Genomic DNA, 18277 nt, shown 5'->3' with positions numbered 1-18277 from the left:
GCCGTTAATGGCTTTTCTCATCCCCCTCCCGCTCCCGATCCCGCTCCCGTTGGAGAGATCGGGAGGGGAGGGGGAGCGGGAGCGGGTCAAGGGATCTTCACCGCTTTGGCGTCGGCGTTGTCCGGATCGATGCGCTGCGCTTCCGCCAGATGCTTGCGGGCCTCGGCAACGTTCTTGAGCGCTGCGTACTCGGCCGCGAGCAGGGCGTGGGCCGTGGCCTTCTCTTTCGGCGGCGCTGCGCAGGCGAGTGCGCTTTCCAGCTCGAAGATGGCCTTGGTGCGGTCTCCCAAATTCGAGAGTGCGCGGGCGTATGCAATGTGGGTTAGGGGATGCTCCACATCGACGAAGATGGCCGATTCACCGGCGGCGCGTGCCTCTTCCCAGCGCTTGGCCGCGACCAGCTTTTCGAGCAGCATGCGCCAGATTTTTCGATCGTGTTGCTCCAGCGGTGCGAGCTTTTGCAGGAGGTCGAGCTCGTCCGCATCCCGCTTCTCCTCGTGTGCCAGATCGTAGAGGCCCTTCAACGGCTCGGATTGACTCGGGTCGTAATGGTAGGCACTCTCGAGGGCGTTGCGGTACATGGCCTTGTCCTTCTTCGCCTCGGCGATGTCGGCGAGCGCCATCTGCACGTAGAACCCATCGCCACCCGCTCGTTGAATGGCCTGCAGGTGCGCAAGCGCGACGTCGCTTTCCTTTTTCGCCAGCTTGGCCAGGAGGAAGTGCGCCTTCTTGTGATCCTTGTCGATTTTGAGCGCGCTCTCCAGCTCCTGCTTCGCGTCGTCGATTTTGCGGGCGTGCGCGTACGCCAGCCCGAGCTCCACGTGCGCCGAGGCATCCTGCGGGGCCTTGGCCAGCGCCGCCTTGGCGTCGTCCACCGACTTGGGATGATCGTCGAAGAGGAATTGATTCTTGTAACGCGACATGCGCGCGACCGCCCACTCGCGGAACGCTTTGTCGTACGTCGCCGCGGGAACGCCGAAGGCGCGTTGGATGACGTCCGCCGTGCGCACGCCCTCGCCCCATAGTTTGAGCGCCTTCACGACGCTGGCCATGCCGTATTGCTCGACGGTGTAGACGAGCATTTGGCTTGCCGCGTAATAAGCCACCGTGACGTCGGAGGCTCCTTCGGCGTGGGTGAAGGCGCGGTTCATGTCCACGGCGCCGGGCAGGGTGCCGCGTTGAATGGCCAAGTACAGCTCGGGATCGAGCTCGCGTTTCCACTCGGGCCGGCGCGCGATGGTCTCGTATTCACTCAGCCCCTCGGTGAACCACCGCGGGACGTGGTTTTTCGAGAGCTGGATGGCAAAGACGTGCCCCAGCTCGTGCCACAGCACCGTGCCCCAGTTGAAAGGTTCACTGCGCGGGCTCATGGCGGCCACCACGCGGCCAAAGCACACGCCCTGAATGCCGATGTTGGGCAAACCGCTGGTGCGCACGCTGAATTGCTCGCGCGTCGCATAGAGCTCCACGCCCACGGGATTCGTCGGTACGAACCCGTAGCGCGCCTTCATCGACCCCCACGCCTCGCCCAAGAGCCGCGGCACATAGCGCTCGAGGACCGGTTTCTCTTCTTTGGAATACCGAACTTTGAAAATGCCAAATTGCGTATTGTCGTAGCTGTTCGGTATTTGCTGCTCGTACAGATTGAGCGTATTGAAGACGCGCACGTTGAAGTGGTCTTTTCCCCACGCCTTCTTCAGCGCATCCATGCCGCCGGTTTCGTCGCCGCTGCGCAGAAGCGTGAGCCCGAGCTGGGCCCAAGCCTTTTCGTCGTCGGGATCGATCTTCGTCGCCTCCCGCATCATGGTGACGATGTCGTCGTAGCGGTGCTCCCACTCGGCGTAGTCGCCGACGATGGCATAAAGTTTCGAGTATTCCTTGTTGCGCGCGAAGGTCTCTTTCTTGGCGGCTTCGTAACCGGGGCGGTCGTCGCCGAGGAACTTGGTGGCCGCGCGCAGGCTCCAGAGCTCCAGGTCGTTCGGGTTCACCTGCATGCCCGCGGCGATGGCTTGCTCGGCGCCGGTGAGATCCATATCGTGCAGGGCGATGCCCGCGCGCACGGCAAAGGCGCCCACGTGCTTCGGATTCACCGCCAGGGCATCCTTGATGAGCTTTTCGGCGGCGTCGAAGTCGAGGGTTTGCTCGAGCTTCACGCGGGCCATGGCCACCAGCGCGTCCGCGCGTTTCGGGCCGATGGCCAAGGCCTCTTTGACGACTTGCTCCGCGTGGCCGGGATCGTACTTGTCGAGAAAGAGTTCGGCGCGCCAGAGAAGCGTCGATACGTTCTTCTTGTCGACGCGCTCGCTCTCGTTGAAGGCGTTGTTCGCGTCCTTCGGGCTGCGCAGGTAAAAGGCGGCGCGGGCGACGGTGGCGAGGCCCTCGGCGTCGCGGTCACCGACCGAGTTGTCGTTGTAGTCTTGGATGATGGTCATCAGCACCGGCTCGGCATCGTTGCGCCGTCCGGCTGCGATGAGGAACTCGCCCAATGCGAGGCGAGCGCGCCTTCCGCCCGCGCCTTTTTCGTTCTTCAAAGGCTCGAGCAGGCGGATCGCCTCGGCGACCTTGCCCGATCGAAAGAGCACCTCGGCCCGAATCGCCACGGCATAGCCGCGCTGCGCCGCATTCTGGGCGGCCTGCTGCGCGTATTTGTCCGCCTCGGGGAAGCGGCCTTGCTCGAGCATGATGCGTGCGAGCGCGGCCTGCGCCGCCGGTTGATCCGTCCCGCGGAGCGCCAAGAGCTCTTTCTCCGCCCGCGCGTAATCCGTGGTGTTCACCGCCTCGAGCGCCGCGGCCAACGTCCCCGGTGCGGCGGTCGATGCCGGTGGCGTCGCGGGAGCGGGCGCGCGTGAAGCCGGCTGCGCATCGGCAGGGGACGATGCAAAGGGCAGGGAAGCCAGAGTGGCGCAGGTCAAGAAGAGGAAAAGCTTGTTGGGTCGCATCGGTCCTCGTCAAGGAATGGTGATCTCGTCCGGCTGGTGGACGATTTCCTTCGTTTGCGGATCGAAGGTGAGCATCATTTCGATTCCGTCTTCGCCGTCGGAGTAGTAGCCGCGCCGCACCCCCATCGCGGAAAACCCGAGGGCGCGGTACAGCGCCATGGCCGCGGTGTTCGAGCGGCGCACCTCGAGCATGAGCAGGCGCACCTCGTGGCTCTGCGCGAAGGTGATGGTGTGCTCCATCAACGCCCGCGCGAAGCCTTGCCGCCGCCACGACGGATCCGTCGCCACGTTGAGCACGTGCACCTCGTCGGCGACGTGCCACAGCACGATGAACGCCGCGATCTTGCCGCCCGGCGCGCGGGCCACCCAGAGATGGGACCACGGCCGCGCCATCTCCTCCTGCAGGTTGTCCGCCGTGGTGCGATGGCCCTGGAACGACGCGGCGTCGATGGCGAGCACGTCGGCGATGTCCTCGGTGCGCATCTTCTCGATGGGCGGAACGTCCGACGGCGCGTGCGCGGGTAGCATCTGCATCGAGAGTATAGCTACAGCTCGTCGCGGAGCGGAAAGACGCTGGTGCGCGCTTCCGGTACGGCCCCGAGGGCCCGTGCGCGCGGGGCCAGGGCATACACGTCGATGGCCAAGCGCAAGGAACCGTCTTCGCGCACGATGGCTCCGGCGTAGGGCCCCATCGTGGCGAGCAGCGGGGTCAGCGGACGCACGAGCACCTTTTCCGTGCGGCCCACCGAATCGATGCCCACCGCATACGGCGGATCGTCGTACAGCCCGATGTCCAGCGCGAGCGCCGCCAGGTCGTTCGTACGCGCCTCGAGGCACGCCGACAGGTGCGGCACCCGCGGATCCGCCGCCTCCGTCTTTCGCACGGCACGCGCATTGGCGGCGGGCACCGCGTATTCGTCGCCGCCGGCGCCGACCCAGAGCACGCTCACCAGACCGGTCTCGATGGGCACCTCCACGCGGGCCGCGAAGCCTTCGCCGTGCCGGCTCGAGAGGCGCAGCGCCCCGCGCAGGCGCTGGATCGAGCTCAGCGCAATGTCGAGCCCGATGCCGCGTCCCGCGAGCAGGTCCGACGTCTCGCGCGTAGAGAAGCCCGGCAGAAACAGCAGCGCGAGCAAGGTGTTGTCGTCGGCCGCATCCGCCAGCGCCGGTGCCACCGCGCCCACATCGACCGCCCGCTTTCGCACCGCGGCCACGTCCACCCCTTGGCCATCGTCGGAAATCGTCAAGGTGAGCCGGCTCCCGCCCTTGCGTGCCGACAGCGTGATCGTGCCCGCGGCGGGTTTTCCCAGCTGAAGGCGCGCCTGCGGCGGCTCGATGCCGTGGGCCACCGAGTTGCGGGCCATCTGCAGGCACGGCTCGAGGAGCATCTCCGCGAGACGCCGGTCGATGGCGCCCTCGATGCGCACCACCACCTCGCGACGCGAACGCCGCGCCTCCGCCTCCACCGCGCTGGCGATGCGCGCGAACATTTGCCCGACGGGCGTCTGCCGCATCGCCGAGAGCTCCGAGCGCGCGTCGCTCACGCTGTCCTTGAGCACCAGATCGCCTCCGCGCATGTCGCCGATGGACCGCTCCGTCTCGTCGCTCACATCGGTGAGCGTCGAAATGGCGGCATCGATGCGCTTGAGCGCCGCCGCGGGCGCACCCCAGGGCCGCGGCGGTCCGATGAGGCGCAGCGCCTCCGACAGATCCGCCCGCATGCGCCGCATTCGTTGCACCCGTCCGCGCCCGCGCTCGAGCTGCCCCGAAATGCGTTCGCGCGCCAGGCCGATGACCACGAAGCGATCGAGCAGCCGATCGATCGACTGCGCCTCCACGCGAATGGTTCCATCGTCGACGGCGATGGACCGCGGCTCCTCCTCGGGCCGCTGCGACGCGCGCGGCGCCGGCACGGTGCTATGCCGCGAGGTGAGGGGCATGCCCCGCAAGGTGCGCAGCGCCGCCTCGGGATCGTCGAGCAGCGCGCCCAGCACGCCGCGAAAGCCGCCGAGCTCCTGCAACGCTGCGACGGCGGTCTCACGCACCGTCGCCCGTTTCAGGTGCTCCTCGAGGCCGTGGCAGAACCAGCTCATTGGCTCGTCGCCCACCGCGCTCGCCGCGCCCTTCATGGTGTGCACGTGGCGGTACGCGGCCATGGCGGCATCGACGGGATCGCCCGCGAAGGCCAGCGCCGCATCGATCTCGCGCAATCGATCCGAGATTTCCTCGGTGTACTGCGTGCGCACCAGCGGATCCAACGTCGAGGGGCGCAGGTCCGAGGGAGGCTCGGGCCACGCCGAGCCGCTGAAGCGCCGCCCGCTGGAAAGGCGGTCCACCGCCCGCGAGACCAAGTGCGACGCCTCGACGATGGCCGGAATTTCCCCCTCGCGCACGCGGCGCTCGAGCCGCTGCAGCGACGCAGCCAGCTCGCTCTCGCCGGCGAGCCCCGCCGAGCCTTTGAGCGCGTGCAAGGTGCGCCGGCACACGTCGAGGTTCGGCGGCTTTTTCTCCAGCGCCGGCAAGTGGCGCCGCAGCTCCAGAATGAGCAGCCGTGTTAGCTCCGGATCGACGACTTCGCTCACGTGGCCTCGTTCTTTTCCGTCGCTGTCGAGTCTTCCTGCTCCGCCTCGTCGTCCATGAGCACGCGCGCGATCGGCTCCAGCATCGGGCGGATCGCCGACATGAGCTCGTCGTGCGCGAGCTTGCTCCCCAAGGTGCCCAAGCTGGTCATCAGCGATTGCACGTGTTCGTTCGCCTCGGACAGGGCGCGCGCGGTTTCGGGATCGCTGCCCGTGGCCTGACGGATGCGCGCTTCGATCTCCGCGAGCGCCCGCTCGGCATCCGACGCCGCGCCCGCGGCCAGTGCCGCGTGCTGGGCCATCTCGCTGGCCGCTTCGCGCGGGCCCTCGAAGCTCGTATGAAGCTGCGAAAGATCGGTGCCCATCTCGGAAAGCGCCGACGAAAGCTCGCGCACCGCCTCGGCGCCGCGCAGGGCGTGCGTGCGCACCTCGTCGCTCACCAAGAGGACGGCGCGGCCCGCCGATTCACCGAGGCGTGCACCCTCGAGGCCGGCGTTGAGGGCAACCAGGCCGAGGCGGTCGAACACGTCCGCGACGCGCGCAAACGTCGCCGAGAGCTCCTGCGCGCGCGCGGACACGGCGCGCGAGCGATCCGCCAGTGCGTCGACGGTGGCGCGCTGCTTGGCGACGACGGAGGCGATCCGTTGCGCGGCCTCGGCGGCTTCGCGCGACCGATTGAGCGCGCGCTCGTGGGCCATCCAGAACGCGCTCTCCTCGGCGGCGTTGCGGCTGGCCGCCGACGATGCGGCGCCTTTGGCCGAACGACGCAGGAGTCGGATGAAGTGACGCTTGGATCGTTCGATCGGCATGAGCGAAGACTATCAGCCTCCCCAGCGGCCCGCCCAAGCGCCTCCTTGCAGGGCGTTGTAAACCTCCGATAAGTCAATGTCTTCCGCAGTTTCGCCGAGGAAGAAGACCGAGTCGGCGCCCGTGGTCGACTCGAAGATGCCCGCCCCGACCACGCTGGCGCCCACGATGCCGAGCAGTTCGCCACCGTAGCGGCACACGACCATGACGCTTCGGTCGGCGCCGATGGCGATCACCGGGAGCACTTCGCCTTCGTGGGTGGCGATGCCGAGGATCTGCGCGGGCGCGCCGGGCACGCGGACGATGGCCGGCACCGGTTCGATGCTGACGGTGGCGTGCGCGGGCAGGAAGAACGGCTGTCCGTCGATGCGCACGAGCAGTCCACCGCGTTTGGCGCCCGACGGACGCTCGCTCATGGTGCCGGGCGCCGGCGAACGAGGCGCGCTTCGATCAATTGGAACAGGATGCGACAGCCCTCGAAGCTCGACATGTGCGCCGCCGAGACGATTTCACCGATGGCGCGCCGGCCGTCGATGGCGTCCAAAATGGCGCGTTCCGATTTGGCGAGGCGGCCTTCGCCCAAGGCCGCAATGGCTACGGGATCGCGCACGAGGACCTCGTCGAAGCGGCCGACGCGCGCTTCGATCACGCGCCACTCGTCGACACGGCGGAAGCCCTCCATGACGACCTGCGCGGCCGGCAGCCCGAGGCGCGAGGCCGCCGCAAGGGAAGGGGGCGGCCGCCGACGGAATTCGAAGTGACCACACTGCCATCGCAGCGCCTCGTAGACGAGCTCACTCGATTGGCGGATGAGTGCTGCGCGCAGATCGCCCAGGGAGATTTTGCGCGACTCGACGAGCAGGTCGCCGAGCAGCTTCGTGCCGTTCGCGCCGCGGGAGGCCTGCACTTGCTCGAGCTCCTCGGGCGTGACCAATCCGGCCTCGACGAAGTAGCGCCCCAGCCGAAATTCGTCCCCACTTGCACCAGGCCTCGCGTTGGAGGCCGTTCTGGTCCCAGGCCCCGTTTTCGACTGCACCAAGTCGATGAGCCCCTCACGCAACGTGATCGCGATGGTGCGGCGCGTGGTCGTCCGCGTTGCATCCGTCGCGCGGACCTCGCCCTCGACGACGAGCACGCCGGTCTGATTCTCCATCTGGAGCATCTGCAACACGGCGCCGATGGGCAGCGTCAGATCGCCCGAGAGAATGACTTTGCCTTCGCCCGCCACCGCCGCTTGCGGCGGTTCCGAGGGAGGCTGCAAGATCGACGGCGGCGCGATCTCCGTCTCCGTGGTCGCGCTGGGCGTCGGGGCGTGCTCCACTTTGCGAAGCACGTTGTCGACGACCAAGAGCAGCGCCTGCGGATCGAATGGCTTGCTGATCGCGTCGAGCGCGCCCGCCTGCTGCAAAAAGCTGTCGCGGATGCGATCGGCTTTGGCGCTCATCAGCACGACACCAATTTTGCGATCCGGAAAACGCTTTCTCATTTCCCGGCAGAACGCGAGCCCGTTCATGCGCGGCATCACGAAGTCGACGAGCACCAACTCGGGATCGCACGACCCATTCGCTAGGGCGGCAAGCGCCGCTTCCCCATCGGGCGCGGTGTATGCGGTGTACCCATTTCGCTCGAGAATGGACGCGACCACCTTGCGAACGGTGGGACTATCGTCAACGACGAGGATGCGCGGGCTGGAGGCCGCCACGAATGGGGAGGCTGAAACCACAGAGCGCCAAGTATAGGCGAAGAGCCAGAGTGGGTACGTAGAATCGTAAAGGCTCTTTCTTCGACGTCATCGTTGAGGTGTCGACGCGCTGCGTGTGACGCGCGGCCGGCTCCCCCTCAGGGTACCAGCTAGGGCACGAGCTCGGCTTGCCAGAGCTCGCGTATACCGGTCGCGCCAATATACCGCACGTAGTAGAGCGTTTTGCCATCCGGGGATATCCACGTCGGATACGTATTTTCATTCGACGGATTGAGCCCGCATACTTCCTTATCGTCTGCGAACCCCGTGCCGCTCTGCCCCTTGGCCACGCGGATGCGGACTTGCCCTCCGGTTTCGCGTGCAAAGTACATCGTCTTGAGATCGTCGCTGACGACGGGCGCATAGTCGTCTCTGGGGGAATTCACTCCGTCGACGAGGGCAGGCGCCGCATAGCCCGTGCCTTGTGGCGTCGAATGGAAGATGTCCAAGGACCCGTTCTGTTTCGTCATGTACATGTGAGCGCCGGTCTTCGTGACGTAAACGTCCCCGTACGAAGTTCCGGATAGCCCCTGCACCGCGCCCTCGGTTCCGTAGGCCGCCCCGGCGGAAGAGCGCTTGGCGCGCCAAATGGCTCCGAACGTGTTCGTGCCCGTGAGCTGAATGTAGAACATCGACATGTCATCGCCCGTGGCGATGGCGTGACGCTGGAAATCCGTCGAGTTGATGTTCGTCCCGGGCGGTGGCTCGGGATTGCTGAATCCAGAGCCACCGCGCGTGGCCCCGAACACGTGGCTGCCGAGATCGATGCCTTCGGCGGGACGCTCGCTGGTCAAGTACACCCCCGCCCCGTCGCCGACGCCGCGGACGCTGTGCTGATGGATCCCCGCTTTTTCGAGACCGGGGATCAGCCTCGCGTTGGTGAAACGCGGCCCGCCTCCGGTGCACTCCGGAATAGGCGCGTCCGTGCCACTGTCGCGAGGGCCGCTGTCGTTCCCGGGGTTGCTTCCATCGGTCGGAGGGTTTCCGCCGTCGTTGCTACCACCGCCGTCGTTGCCCGGGCCTGGACCGCCGCCGTCCGCCTGGTGATCGTCCAGGCTGAAAAGCGCCACGCAACTCGAAGTGGCTAGAAAAATCAGCGAAGCGAAGCCGGCGACGATTCGTATGTGAATACGCCCACTTCCCCTCGATAGCCTCCCCATACCCCAAGGCTATCAGATTGGGAGATCAGATCGATCTCGCTTCGACGTCGTCGATTTGGGCCAGCGCAACCGCAAGGGCATCCTTGGCGCGCTCGAGGGATACCCGGTCGGCGCTCCATTTTTCCGTGGCCCGATCCGCGCGGGCCGTTTCATTGGCGAGCCGCTCGCGGGTGCTCTCCAGCGTGGATTGTAGGTTCGCGCGCTCGGTCTCGAGCTCCGTTTTCTTCGCCTGCAGGCTCGCCACCTCGTTCTCGAGGCCCTCGCGGACGCTGCGCAGGCCGGCGAGGTCACGCTCGAGCTCTGCGATGCGAGCGCCGTTCGTCGCGTCGTTCTCACGCTTGGCCGCCGTCATCGCCGACAGCTGTTCGCGTGTATTCTGCAAGTCCGTGGTGAGCGCAGCAATCTCGCGCGCTGCCTGCTCCCGGGCGTCCGCGCTCTGGGTGCGCTCCTCCTGGAGCTCCTGCGTGTAGCGCGCTTCGAGGGCCGCCAGTCGCGTGTCGCGGTCCGTCTCCAGCTCGCTGACCCGCGTCGAGTGCGCCTGCTCCGCCTCGCGGATGCGCCCCTCGTAATGCTCGGTGAGCTCCTCGAGCTTTCGATCGCGTTCGCTCTCCAAGGTCGCGATGCGCTGATCGCGATCGCGCTCCAGGTCGCCGATGCGTTGATCGCGATCGCGCTCCAGATCGGCGATGCGGTCGTCGCGTTCCTTGATCAGCGATGCGATGCGATCGTCGCGATCCCGCTCCAGGATCCCGATGCGCTCGTCCCGATCGCGCTCCAAGTCGCCGATGCGCTGATCGCGGTCGCGTTCCAGATCGGCGATGCGTACGTCGCGATCGCGCTCCAAGGTCGCGATCCGCTGATCGCGGTCACGCTCCAGATCGGCAATGCGCTGATCGCGATCGCTTTCCAGGTTCGCGATGTGGGTATCCTTCTCGAGCGTCAGCGCGGCGAGGGCGGCGACCTTGGCCTCCTCCATCTCCTGCTGGTGCGCGCGCAGGCGCTGCGCGAAGACGCGCTGCTGCGAATCGAGCTCACTCTCGCGGCGCGCTTCCGCCTCGGCGAGCTCCGTCGTACGCCGTGCCTCGGCCGCGACCAATTGCGCCGCATGCTCGCTGCGCACGCTCGCGATTTCATCGGCATGGGCCGCCTGCACGCCTTGCAGTTGGGTCGCGTACTGCTCGCGCAACTCGGCTTCGTGCTCGGATACCGCGCGAGCCCGCTCACGGATGGCTTGCTCGGCCTGCTCGTCGAGCTCGTGCTGCATCTCGCGCCGCAGATGGTCGAGATCGGCGATGCGCTGCGCTTCGGCGCCATCGAGATCGCGTTGCCGTTTGGCGTCGGCCTCCGCGAGCTCGTTCGCGTGCTGGTTGCGCAGGTTGGCCAGCGCACCCTGATGCTCGTCGTGGGCGGCCTGCAAGGCCGCATTCGCCGCATCCTCGTGCTCTTGCGTGAGCGTGTTCACGTAGGTGGCGTGCTCGGACTTGAGCGCGGTGATCTCGCCTTCAGCCCGCGCGACCTGCTCGGCCAGCTTGTTGCGAAGATCCTGCGCTTCCTGCGCGCGCGCCTCGCTTTCGGCCTGCGCACGCTGCATGCGCGCACGGTGGTCTTCGCTCGCCTTCTTGGCCTGGTCCTTGTCGGCCGAGAGCTGCTCGATGCGGTCCCGGGCGTCGGCGAGCTCGCGTTCCAGCTGCAAAAGCGCGTCGTCGAGCTCCCCCTTGGCCCGCTCGAGGGCCAGCGACTTCTCGCGTACGTCGAAGGCTTCGCGATCTTTGCGCGACAGAGATTCCTTGAGGCTGAGGATCTCCTTGTCCTTCTTGTTGAGGTTTTCGCGCAGGTCCAAGAACTCGCGGCTGGAAACGCCGCCGCCCTTGCTGGCAAGACGGCCCTTGAGATCGTCCACCTCGCGCTGCAGGCGCTGCGTTTCACCCTCGGACGATTGCACGCGCAAAAGCTCCTCGCGAAGCTGCGTACCCTCGTCCTTGGCGCCCGCGAGTTCGCGCTCCAGCTCGGCGATGCGCGCCGTTAGCCTCTCGTCGGGCACGGCCCGCACGCTCGAGGGCGGTCGCCCGCTCGCCGGGGGGCGCGCACTCGGGTAGCGCTCTTCCGGTTGCGGCTCTTCGACGGGTTGCGCGTACGTCGAGGCTCCGTTCGACTCACCGCCCGTGATGCGGTGGAAGGCGGCATCCGTCAGCGCTTCCACGTCCGCCGAAAACGTCTCCCGGCTCTGCACGCGCGTTTCGAGGGGCTCCTCGGCGGCCTCCTCCTCGGCGAGCAGCTCTTCTTCCACGTCGTCGTCGATGACGATGGGCTGGTTCGAGGCCGCGAAACCAGGGGGCGGTCCCGACACGGAGGCATATTGGCCCGAGGCCGCCGGCGCCGACGAGAAGAGGGGCACGAATGGCTGAATGCGGGCAGCGAGCTCCCCAAAGCTGATCGGCTTGTGGACGTAGTCCTCCGCGCGGGTTCGAAGCTTGCGGTGTTGCTCGAATGTCTCGTCGCTGGACTCGCTCGACATGATGATGAGCGGAATGTCCTTGAGGTTTGAGTCCTTCTTGAGCTTGTTGCAGACCGAAAACCCATTCATCCTAGGGAGCTCGATCGAAAGAAGGATCAGGTCGGGCTTGGTGGTCGCCGCTTGCTGCAAACCTGCATTCCCGTCATCCACGACGAGGGTCGAACAGCCGAGTTTTCCCAGCTCGGTTCGAAGCTCGTTCGCGAAGGCCGCGTCGCTTTCGAACACGAGGACTTTGGTGCTCATGATTTCCTACGAGAATATCGGAGCGCCTCACGCTTGTCACGGCGCGAGCGCACGCAAGCGCGGGTCCCGCGCGAGTGCCCTGGGGGTTCGCACTTGAATAAGCGGGGTCGAAGTCGATGACGAGGGCTCGCCAAGCGCGCCGTCGCTGCAGTACGGTCGCGTAAGATGAATGCGCCGTTGCTGTATCCAGCCCTTGCGTTCGCCAGTCCACGCAAGTTACCCAAGGTGAAGGAGCTCAAGGGCCGCGTGGTCGTGTTGGACATCGCGTTCGCTTCGGAGGCTTCGGGCAAGGGTTTCGACGACATCACGCGTCCGTTCATCGAGCAGCTGGGGCCACGGCTCGCGGGCTGGGTGGACCACCACGATCACGTGCTTCACGCGAAGTACAAGCTCGATCCGCGCTTCGTGCTGGCGACCAAGGCCGAGCACGGGGCATGCCCCGAGATGGTTACGCCCGACGTCGTGGCCCGCATCGGCCCGGTCGACACGGTCGTATGCCACAACGATTTCGACGGCTTGTGCAGCGCCGCCAAATGGATCCGCCAGGGCGTCGAGCCGTACCCTGGCGCCGATGCCGACGCCCGGGCCATCGACACGCGCATTGGGACGCCGAGCGCCATCGGGGCGCGTTTCGATCGCGCTTTGCGCGCCCGGCCGCGGGATCTCGCGCTGTTCGGCATCGTGGTGCGGCACCTGGCCTCGGGCTTGAACGACGCCTCGCTCTGGGAGCGCATCGACGAGGCGGCCAGCGAGCTTTCGGCCATCGAGCAGACCACGCGCGAGATCGCGATGCGTTACGCCATCGTGCCCCTCACGGGGCCGGCGCCCAATGTCGCGTTTCTCGAGGCGACAGACCTCCACGGGCGCTACGACAAGACGTTGCTGCTCCTCATGGGGCAGGCGCGCGCGCGCATCGCCATGGTCCTCGATCGCGACACGTTGACCTTGGCCGCGCCCTTCGACAGCGGACTCGATTTTCTGTCGATTCTGGGCCTTTCGGGCGGCATGCCCACGCTCGTTTCCATCCAGAAAGAGCGCCTTCGCGAGGCCTTGGAAAAGCTCGGCGCCGCGCCGGCCGATGTCGCGCGGCTGATGTAGCTCAGAAGGTGTACCCGACGCCGAGGGTCGCGCGTCGCTCGCCGAGGAACGCGAGTTCCGCAACCACGTCCCAATGTTCCGACAGCGCAAACGCGCTGCCGGCGGCGACGTGGTAGCGATAATGGTCGCCGCCGTGGCCGCCGGCCACGTTCCAATCGGTTCCGGCGCCGAAGTAGCGCGCGGCCACGAACGGCGCCGCGAAGCCGCCGACGACCTTTCCCACGGCGAGCCCGGCGCGCCAGTCCTTCGAGGTGAATGCCGCCTCGGTTCCATCGGGCGCCTCGCTCGTCGTGCGCGCGATGGAATAGGTGAACGATGGCTGCACGAAGGGCAACCCGTTGCGGCCAAAGAAGCGGTACGCCACGCCGACCCCCGCGAGCCACCCCGGTTGCAAATCGTAGCGTGCGCCGCCGTAATCGACGCGCCCGCCCAACGACGCGCCGCCCGAAAGGCTGAAGGTGAGCCCATCGAGCGGCATCACGTCGAATGTCGCGACCCCCGCGCCCTGCAGCAGATCGCCTCGCCCGCCGGGAAAATCGAGGGCCGTCGACGTTCCGCCAAGTGCAAGCCCGCCGTGAAACCGAATCTCCGAAGCCTCCCCATGGCAAATCGCCGGAAGCCCATTCGGCCCAATCGGCGGCGTCAGCCCACAGGCCTCGGCCATTCTCGGCAGCCCCATCACCCCCCCCACGAGTGCCAAAATGAAAACCCGCACCCCACGCACTACGCCGCGCGAGGCCAGGGGTTTCACCGCAGAAGAGAGAACGCCAGGATCGCCAGGGGTACATCGCCAGGGCCGCCAGAGGGTTCGGAACGGAAAACCCAAAATTTAATTTAGGGTGGAGTGACCTCCCGGCCTCCACCCCTGGCGATCCTGGCGTCCTGGCGGTTCCTTCTTCTTCTTCGGGCTAATCCGCCCGCCGGTTCAAAATGCTCAAATTGCGGATCGTCGCGAAGTCATCGCAGCTCGAGAATCCGCACGTCCCCCCGTTGACCAGCGTCTCTTGCGCGGGCCACAAGGTCTGATCCTGCAGCACGTCGAATTGATGGTGCCGCTCGTCCTCGAGATCGTTGCCCCCGCAGGTGGGGCTCACGTTCTCGTAGAACCAGTAGTCCTGCCAGATGCGCACCGTGCGGTTGTCCGGCTGGAGTTGGCAGTGGGCGTGGAAGCGCAATCCCACCTCGTCCGAGCATAGCTCGCCGGGCTCCATACCGACGTCGTCGTCCCGGTGGAGCGGGTTGACCAGGCATACGCGGTGCATCACCGGATGGTTCCACTCGTCGGCGCTTCCGCAGTCGCAGTCTTTCAGATCGACGATGCCATCGAAGACGACCGCGCGGAATTCGGCGCGTGGCGGTTTGAGGTAGACCCGCGCCTCGTAGTACACCTCGTTGTCGAGGTACTGCGAGAAGTTGCTGCAGTCGACCCGCCGCAACGTCGCGGAGTTCGGGTTGCTCGGTTCCGCCGGCACGTAGCACGCGTCGCCTTCGCGCAGCTCGTTGTCGATGAACTTCTGCCCATGGATCATGATGTTGCCGCGTGGCACGCCCTCCACGAGCACGACGCCGATGGCGTTGGCCGTCACGGGGTTCGGCGTGAAGCCCCGCACCTCGACCTGGGCAAACGGCACCGCGTATCCATCTTGCGTGAACACGTGGATGTCGAGCGGCATCGTCCCCTCGGCCGGACGCCACTCGAAGACCTGGCGGTAGTCCTTGCCGCGGTAGATCATGCGCTCGCTGTAGCCGTACGGGCCACCCGTGGCCGGCGAATCGAAGTGGTCCACCAGGTTGTCCGGGCTCACGGCGAAGCCATTGCCCGGCTCACGCCATGCGTCGCTGTCCTTCGCGGCCTCGGAGCAAAAGTCGGACGCGAAGCAGTTGGCAATTTGATTCGCAATGTCGTTCGGTGCATCCGTGAGCCACCCGGCGATGGGGCCGCTCGATGCCAAAAAGCTCGAGAGCATCCCCGCCCCATTCCAAAGCGGCCCATTGTACGAGTTCGAGCCGCCCCACCATGCATCGTCCACCAGCGAGGAGCCCGCACGCGAGAGCTGGTACTGCACCGTATCGTACAGGCCCGAGTACAGAACGTTGCCCGCGTGCTTTCGCTCCTGCACGTCGTAGAAGAAAATGCCGTCGGGCGGCCCGTTCGTCACATCGCTCGGCTTCGGCAGCGCCTTGTCTTGATCGACGACGAAACCCGCCTTCTTCAGCGCCAGACGCACGAACGACGAACACACCGTCGGCACCTTGCCGTACGTCTCGATGCCCGACGAACCCGAGACCGGCCCGGGCCCATTCGGATCGGGCGTCTCCGTATCCGGTGCATTCGAATACGAGTAAAAGCGGTAGTGCCCGTGGATCGTCTTGGCCGCGTCGGCTGCGGCCATCAGCTTGGGGCGCACCTCTTGCTCGTATTCGGGCGGCGGCTTCAGCACGCGCGGGTACACGATCTGGGCATCGCCCGGGCAGCGCACCTGCAGCCGCTCGAAGCCGCGCACCCGCCACGGCTTGCCCTCGGGTGTGCTCACCAGCCGCCCTTCTCCCGCGAAGGCTTCCCGCACCGACGCCGTGATCGTCCCCGGCCACAGGTAGCGCAACGCATACTCCTGGAACCCGTCCGTCGGCTGCCCGAAGACACCGCTCGGATGCTCCTTCACCAGGTAATCGTCGTCGCCCGTGGAGTGCGTGATCTCGAAGCGGTGCTTCGTCATGATCCCGCTGTGCGTGTACTTCTGCGGCGGATCGACCGCGCCCAGCAGCGGTGCAATCATCCCCGTGCAGCTTCGCACCACGATGGCATCGCCCTTGAGCGCATTTTCGATGTGCTCATCCATGGGCTGCTCGCCCGGCCCCGTACCCTCCCACTGCCCGGTGGGCTGGCAACTGAAGCCCGGCTGGGGCGGCGCGCCCGGATTGTCCGGATCGCACGTCTCGCGTGGCGTGGTCTCCGACATGAGCCCCGCCTTCGGCGTCAGGTACTGCAGCGCCGAGGCCGGGATCTTCCGCTCGCGGTAAAGGGCTGCGAACTGCTCCTCGCTGATCCGATTCGACGTGGCCGTGAGGCTGGCCCTCGGCTTTGCCGGCCCGGTGAGCGAGGCCACCAATTGATGATCGTTCACGTAGTTCAACAGATTGGCCAATTGCTGCGGTACGCGCGCCCCTTTCCCTGCCTTGCCGGGCCGCTCGAACTGCACGGTCACGTGCGCCTTGAGAGCGCCCACCGCGCCCCAATAATGAACCGCCACCGCGCAATTCGCCGAATTCACACTGGCCTGCGGAATTCGGAACGTCTGCGTCACACTCCCTTTGGCGGGAATGGATAGAGAAATGGGTTCCCTCCCGCCGTAGGCAATCGCATTGTCCGCATTGCACGGGATTTGATCGATCTGCCGCTGCGTATATTCCAACGGCGTACCCTCGAGGTTCTTCAACTCGATTTGCGCCACGAAATCCGTGCCATCCGCCTTGAGCTGGGAATCCAGCGCAGTCGCCGGCGGCTCCAGCACCCCGCGCGCCCGGCTCGTTGCATAGGTGCTCCAAAGAACGAAGGTGCGTTTCGCCGACGCGTCGGCCACGCCGGTGCGCTTGACGGTCACCGTGACGTCGAAGGCTCGGTAATCGACATCAACCGGAAGGACGTCCGAATAGTCGTGCGAAACCGCAGCCAGCGGCCCCGAGACGGTCTGCCCATCGCCGAAGTCCCACACGTAGGTCGTGGAGGGATCTTCGAACTCCTTCGCATTCACCACGCTGAAATCCGCCGTATCCGTATGGAATACGTTTTCCTGCGCGAAGAGCTTCGGCAGCTTGGGCGCGGTGGTCGGGCACGAGGCCACGTCAATCGGAGCAACCTGCGATTCCTTCGTCCCATCGGCCGCGGTGGCGTGAATGGTATAAAGGTGTTGCCCGGGCGCACTCTCGACCTGATCGTACATCTCCGCAATGGGCATTCCATCGAGGGAGACGCGCGCGGGCGTCCCCGGGGCGGCCGGCTCCTGGGCCTCCACCTTTAAATGGACGCTCTCCCCATTGCAGGTGGCCGGCTTGTCGAAGGTCACCCGCTGGATGATCCACGGGAAGTCGTGAAGTTGGATTTCCGCGTCCGGGCCGACCCGTACGGTTCTGCCGTAAAACGACCCCTCGTGGCGACCATGGGAAATGGGATCTCCATCCAGCGAAATCGTCCCTTGGGGTGCAATGACGCTGCCGGCAAACGGTTTGCGCAAAAACACCGTGCCCGTGCCCACATAGGAAACGAGCCAACGTGGATAACCGCCATTGACGCGCGCAATCGTACCTGCGTCATCGAACTCCCGTTCGACGAAGACGAATATCGACCCTTTCGAATCGTCGATGTTGAGTTTTGCGCCAGCCTCCAGAACGAAGCTTTCGAAATAGTAACTACCGGCGGTCAATGTGGCCTCGGCCCGTTGGCCCAACCGGAGTGATACGTAATATCCAGGGTTCACGGGGGTGGATAATTTTTGACCCTCTCCCACGCGAATTTGATCGCGACTGCTCGCGAATTTCGCGCGACGGACGAGGTGTCGCGTGGCGACGGGCTGACGCTCCACCACGCTCTCGTCCACCGTGAAATGCCCCTCGGATTGGATATTGCCTTCGGTGCGCAGGTGCCCGTGAATATGGCTTCCATCGCGCAGCGATACCGAGCCGACGCTGAACAAAGAGCCCATTTCGGCTTTGGCGGCTAGCTTCGTAAACGCCGGGCCGACATTTCCCACGCTCGCAAATCGCGAATGACGCGTAATGACGCGCGAGCGCTCCCCCATATCGACTTCCTGGCCAATCAGGGCCAGCTCCGAAATGGAGACTTGGGACGGAACGAGCATATCGACCGTAACGTCTTTATCGGTCGGTTTGGCCACGGCGGGCGCAGGATTCTGCGAAGTTTGATTGGCTTTTTGCGGTGACTCCTCCGGAGAACTCGACTTGGAATCCCCACTACAGCCGCCCATCGCCATCGCCGATATAGCGGCGACGAGAAGAAGAACGGCTATCCACAGCGTCCGGTGATCCCGCGAGCGCGGGCTCGATCGCAATCGGCGTCCCATGGCGAAAGCTCCTTCCAGCCACCCGGCACACGAGCCTTGATGAGGACTTCTTCGGCCCCGACGCAAACGTGGTTGCGTTGCGTGAGTGCGAAAGATGAAACCCCCCGGCCCCCTACT

General features: G+C 65.9%; 11 protein-coding genes. 1 reads left to right on the top strand and 10 read right to left on the bottom strand.

Annotated features, from left to right (window positions below; genetic code table 11):
• Window positions 1-86: 86 nt before the first annotated feature.
• The 8 genes from LZC95_44630 to LZC95_44595 form a co-directional block, all read right to left on the bottom strand.
• On the bottom strand, window positions 87-2939 hold the full coding sequence (locus LZC95_44630) for a tetratricopeptide repeat protein (protein ID WXA93527.1): 2853 nt from the start codon (window positions 2937-2939) through the stop codon (window positions 87-89).
• A gap of 9 nt (window positions 2940-2948) precedes the next feature.
• A complete protein-coding gene (gene rimI, locus LZC95_44625) occupies window positions 2949-3473 on the bottom strand; it encodes a ribosomal protein S18-alanine N-acetyltransferase (protein WXA93526.1) in 525 nt (174 codons plus the stop codon).
• An 11-nt stretch (window positions 3474-3484) separates the two neighbouring features.
• Window positions 3485-5521 (bottom strand): Hpt domain-containing protein, encoded by a 2037-nt coding sequence (locus LZC95_44620; protein WXA93525.1) that lies wholly within the window; start codon window positions 5519-5521, stop codon window positions 3485-3487.
• Window positions 5518-6327 (bottom strand): methyl-accepting chemotaxis protein, encoded by an 810-nt coding sequence (locus tag LZC95_44615; protein ID WXA93524.1) that lies wholly within the window; start codon window positions 6325-6327, stop codon window positions 5518-5520. The genes LZC95_44620 and LZC95_44615 overlap by 4 nt, the downstream gene beginning before the upstream one ends.
• Window positions 6328-6339: 12 nt before the next feature.
• Complete coding sequence (locus LZC95_44610; protein ID WXA93523.1) at window positions 6340-6741, bottom strand: chemotaxis protein CheW; 402 nt, start codon at window positions 6739-6741, stop codon at window positions 6340-6342.
• Window positions 6738-8027: a response regulator gene (locus LZC95_44605; GenBank protein WXA93522.1), complete on the bottom strand. Its 1290-nt coding sequence runs from the start codon at window positions 8025-8027 to the stop codon at window positions 6738-6740. The genes LZC95_44610 and LZC95_44605 overlap by 4 nt, the downstream gene beginning before the upstream one ends.
• Before the next feature lie 149 nt (window positions 8028-8176).
• Entirely contained in the window at window positions 8177-9136 is a 960-nt protein-coding gene (locus tag LZC95_44600; protein WXA93521.1) for a hypothetical protein, read from the bottom strand.
• Between the two features lie 115 nt (window positions 9137-9251).
• The gene (locus LZC95_44595; protein WXA93520.1) at window positions 9252-11984 is read right to left on the bottom strand and encodes a response regulator; all 2733 of its coding nucleotides are present in this window, start codon (window positions 11982-11984) and stop codon (window positions 9252-9254) included.
• Window positions 11985-12149: 165 nt separating this feature from the next.
• On the opposite strand from LZC95_44595, the gene LZC95_44590 reads away from it, so the two are divergent.
• Window positions 12150-13082 carry a hypothetical protein gene (locus LZC95_44590; GenBank protein ID WXA93519.1) on the top strand — a complete coding sequence of 311 codons (933 nt, stop codon included), beginning with the start codon at window positions 12150-12152 and terminating at the stop codon, window positions 13080-13082.
• A 1-nt stretch (window position 13083) separates the two neighbouring features.
• Here LZC95_44590 and LZC95_44585 read toward each other — a convergent pair whose 3' ends face one another.
• Complete coding sequence (locus LZC95_44585) at window positions 13084-13761, bottom strand: hypothetical protein (protein WXA93518.1); 678 nt, start codon at window positions 13759-13761, stop codon at window positions 13084-13086.
• Between the two features lie 229 nt (window positions 13762-13990).
• Window positions 13991-18160, bottom strand: coding sequence for a hypothetical protein (locus LZC95_44580; protein WXA93517.1), 4170 nt, complete (start codon window positions 18158-18160; stop codon window positions 13991-13993).
• Between the last annotated feature and the right edge of the window lie 117 nt (window positions 18161-18277).

The sequence above is a fragment of the Sorangiineae bacterium MSr12523 genome (assembly GCA_037157775.1).
GTDB classification, from domain to species: Bacteria; Myxococcota_A; Polyangia; order Polyangiales; family Polyangiaceae; genus Pendulispora; species Pendulispora brunnea.
The sequence above is the reverse complement of the archived record's forward strand: the minus strand, read 5'-3'. Positions and strand labels throughout refer to the sequence as shown.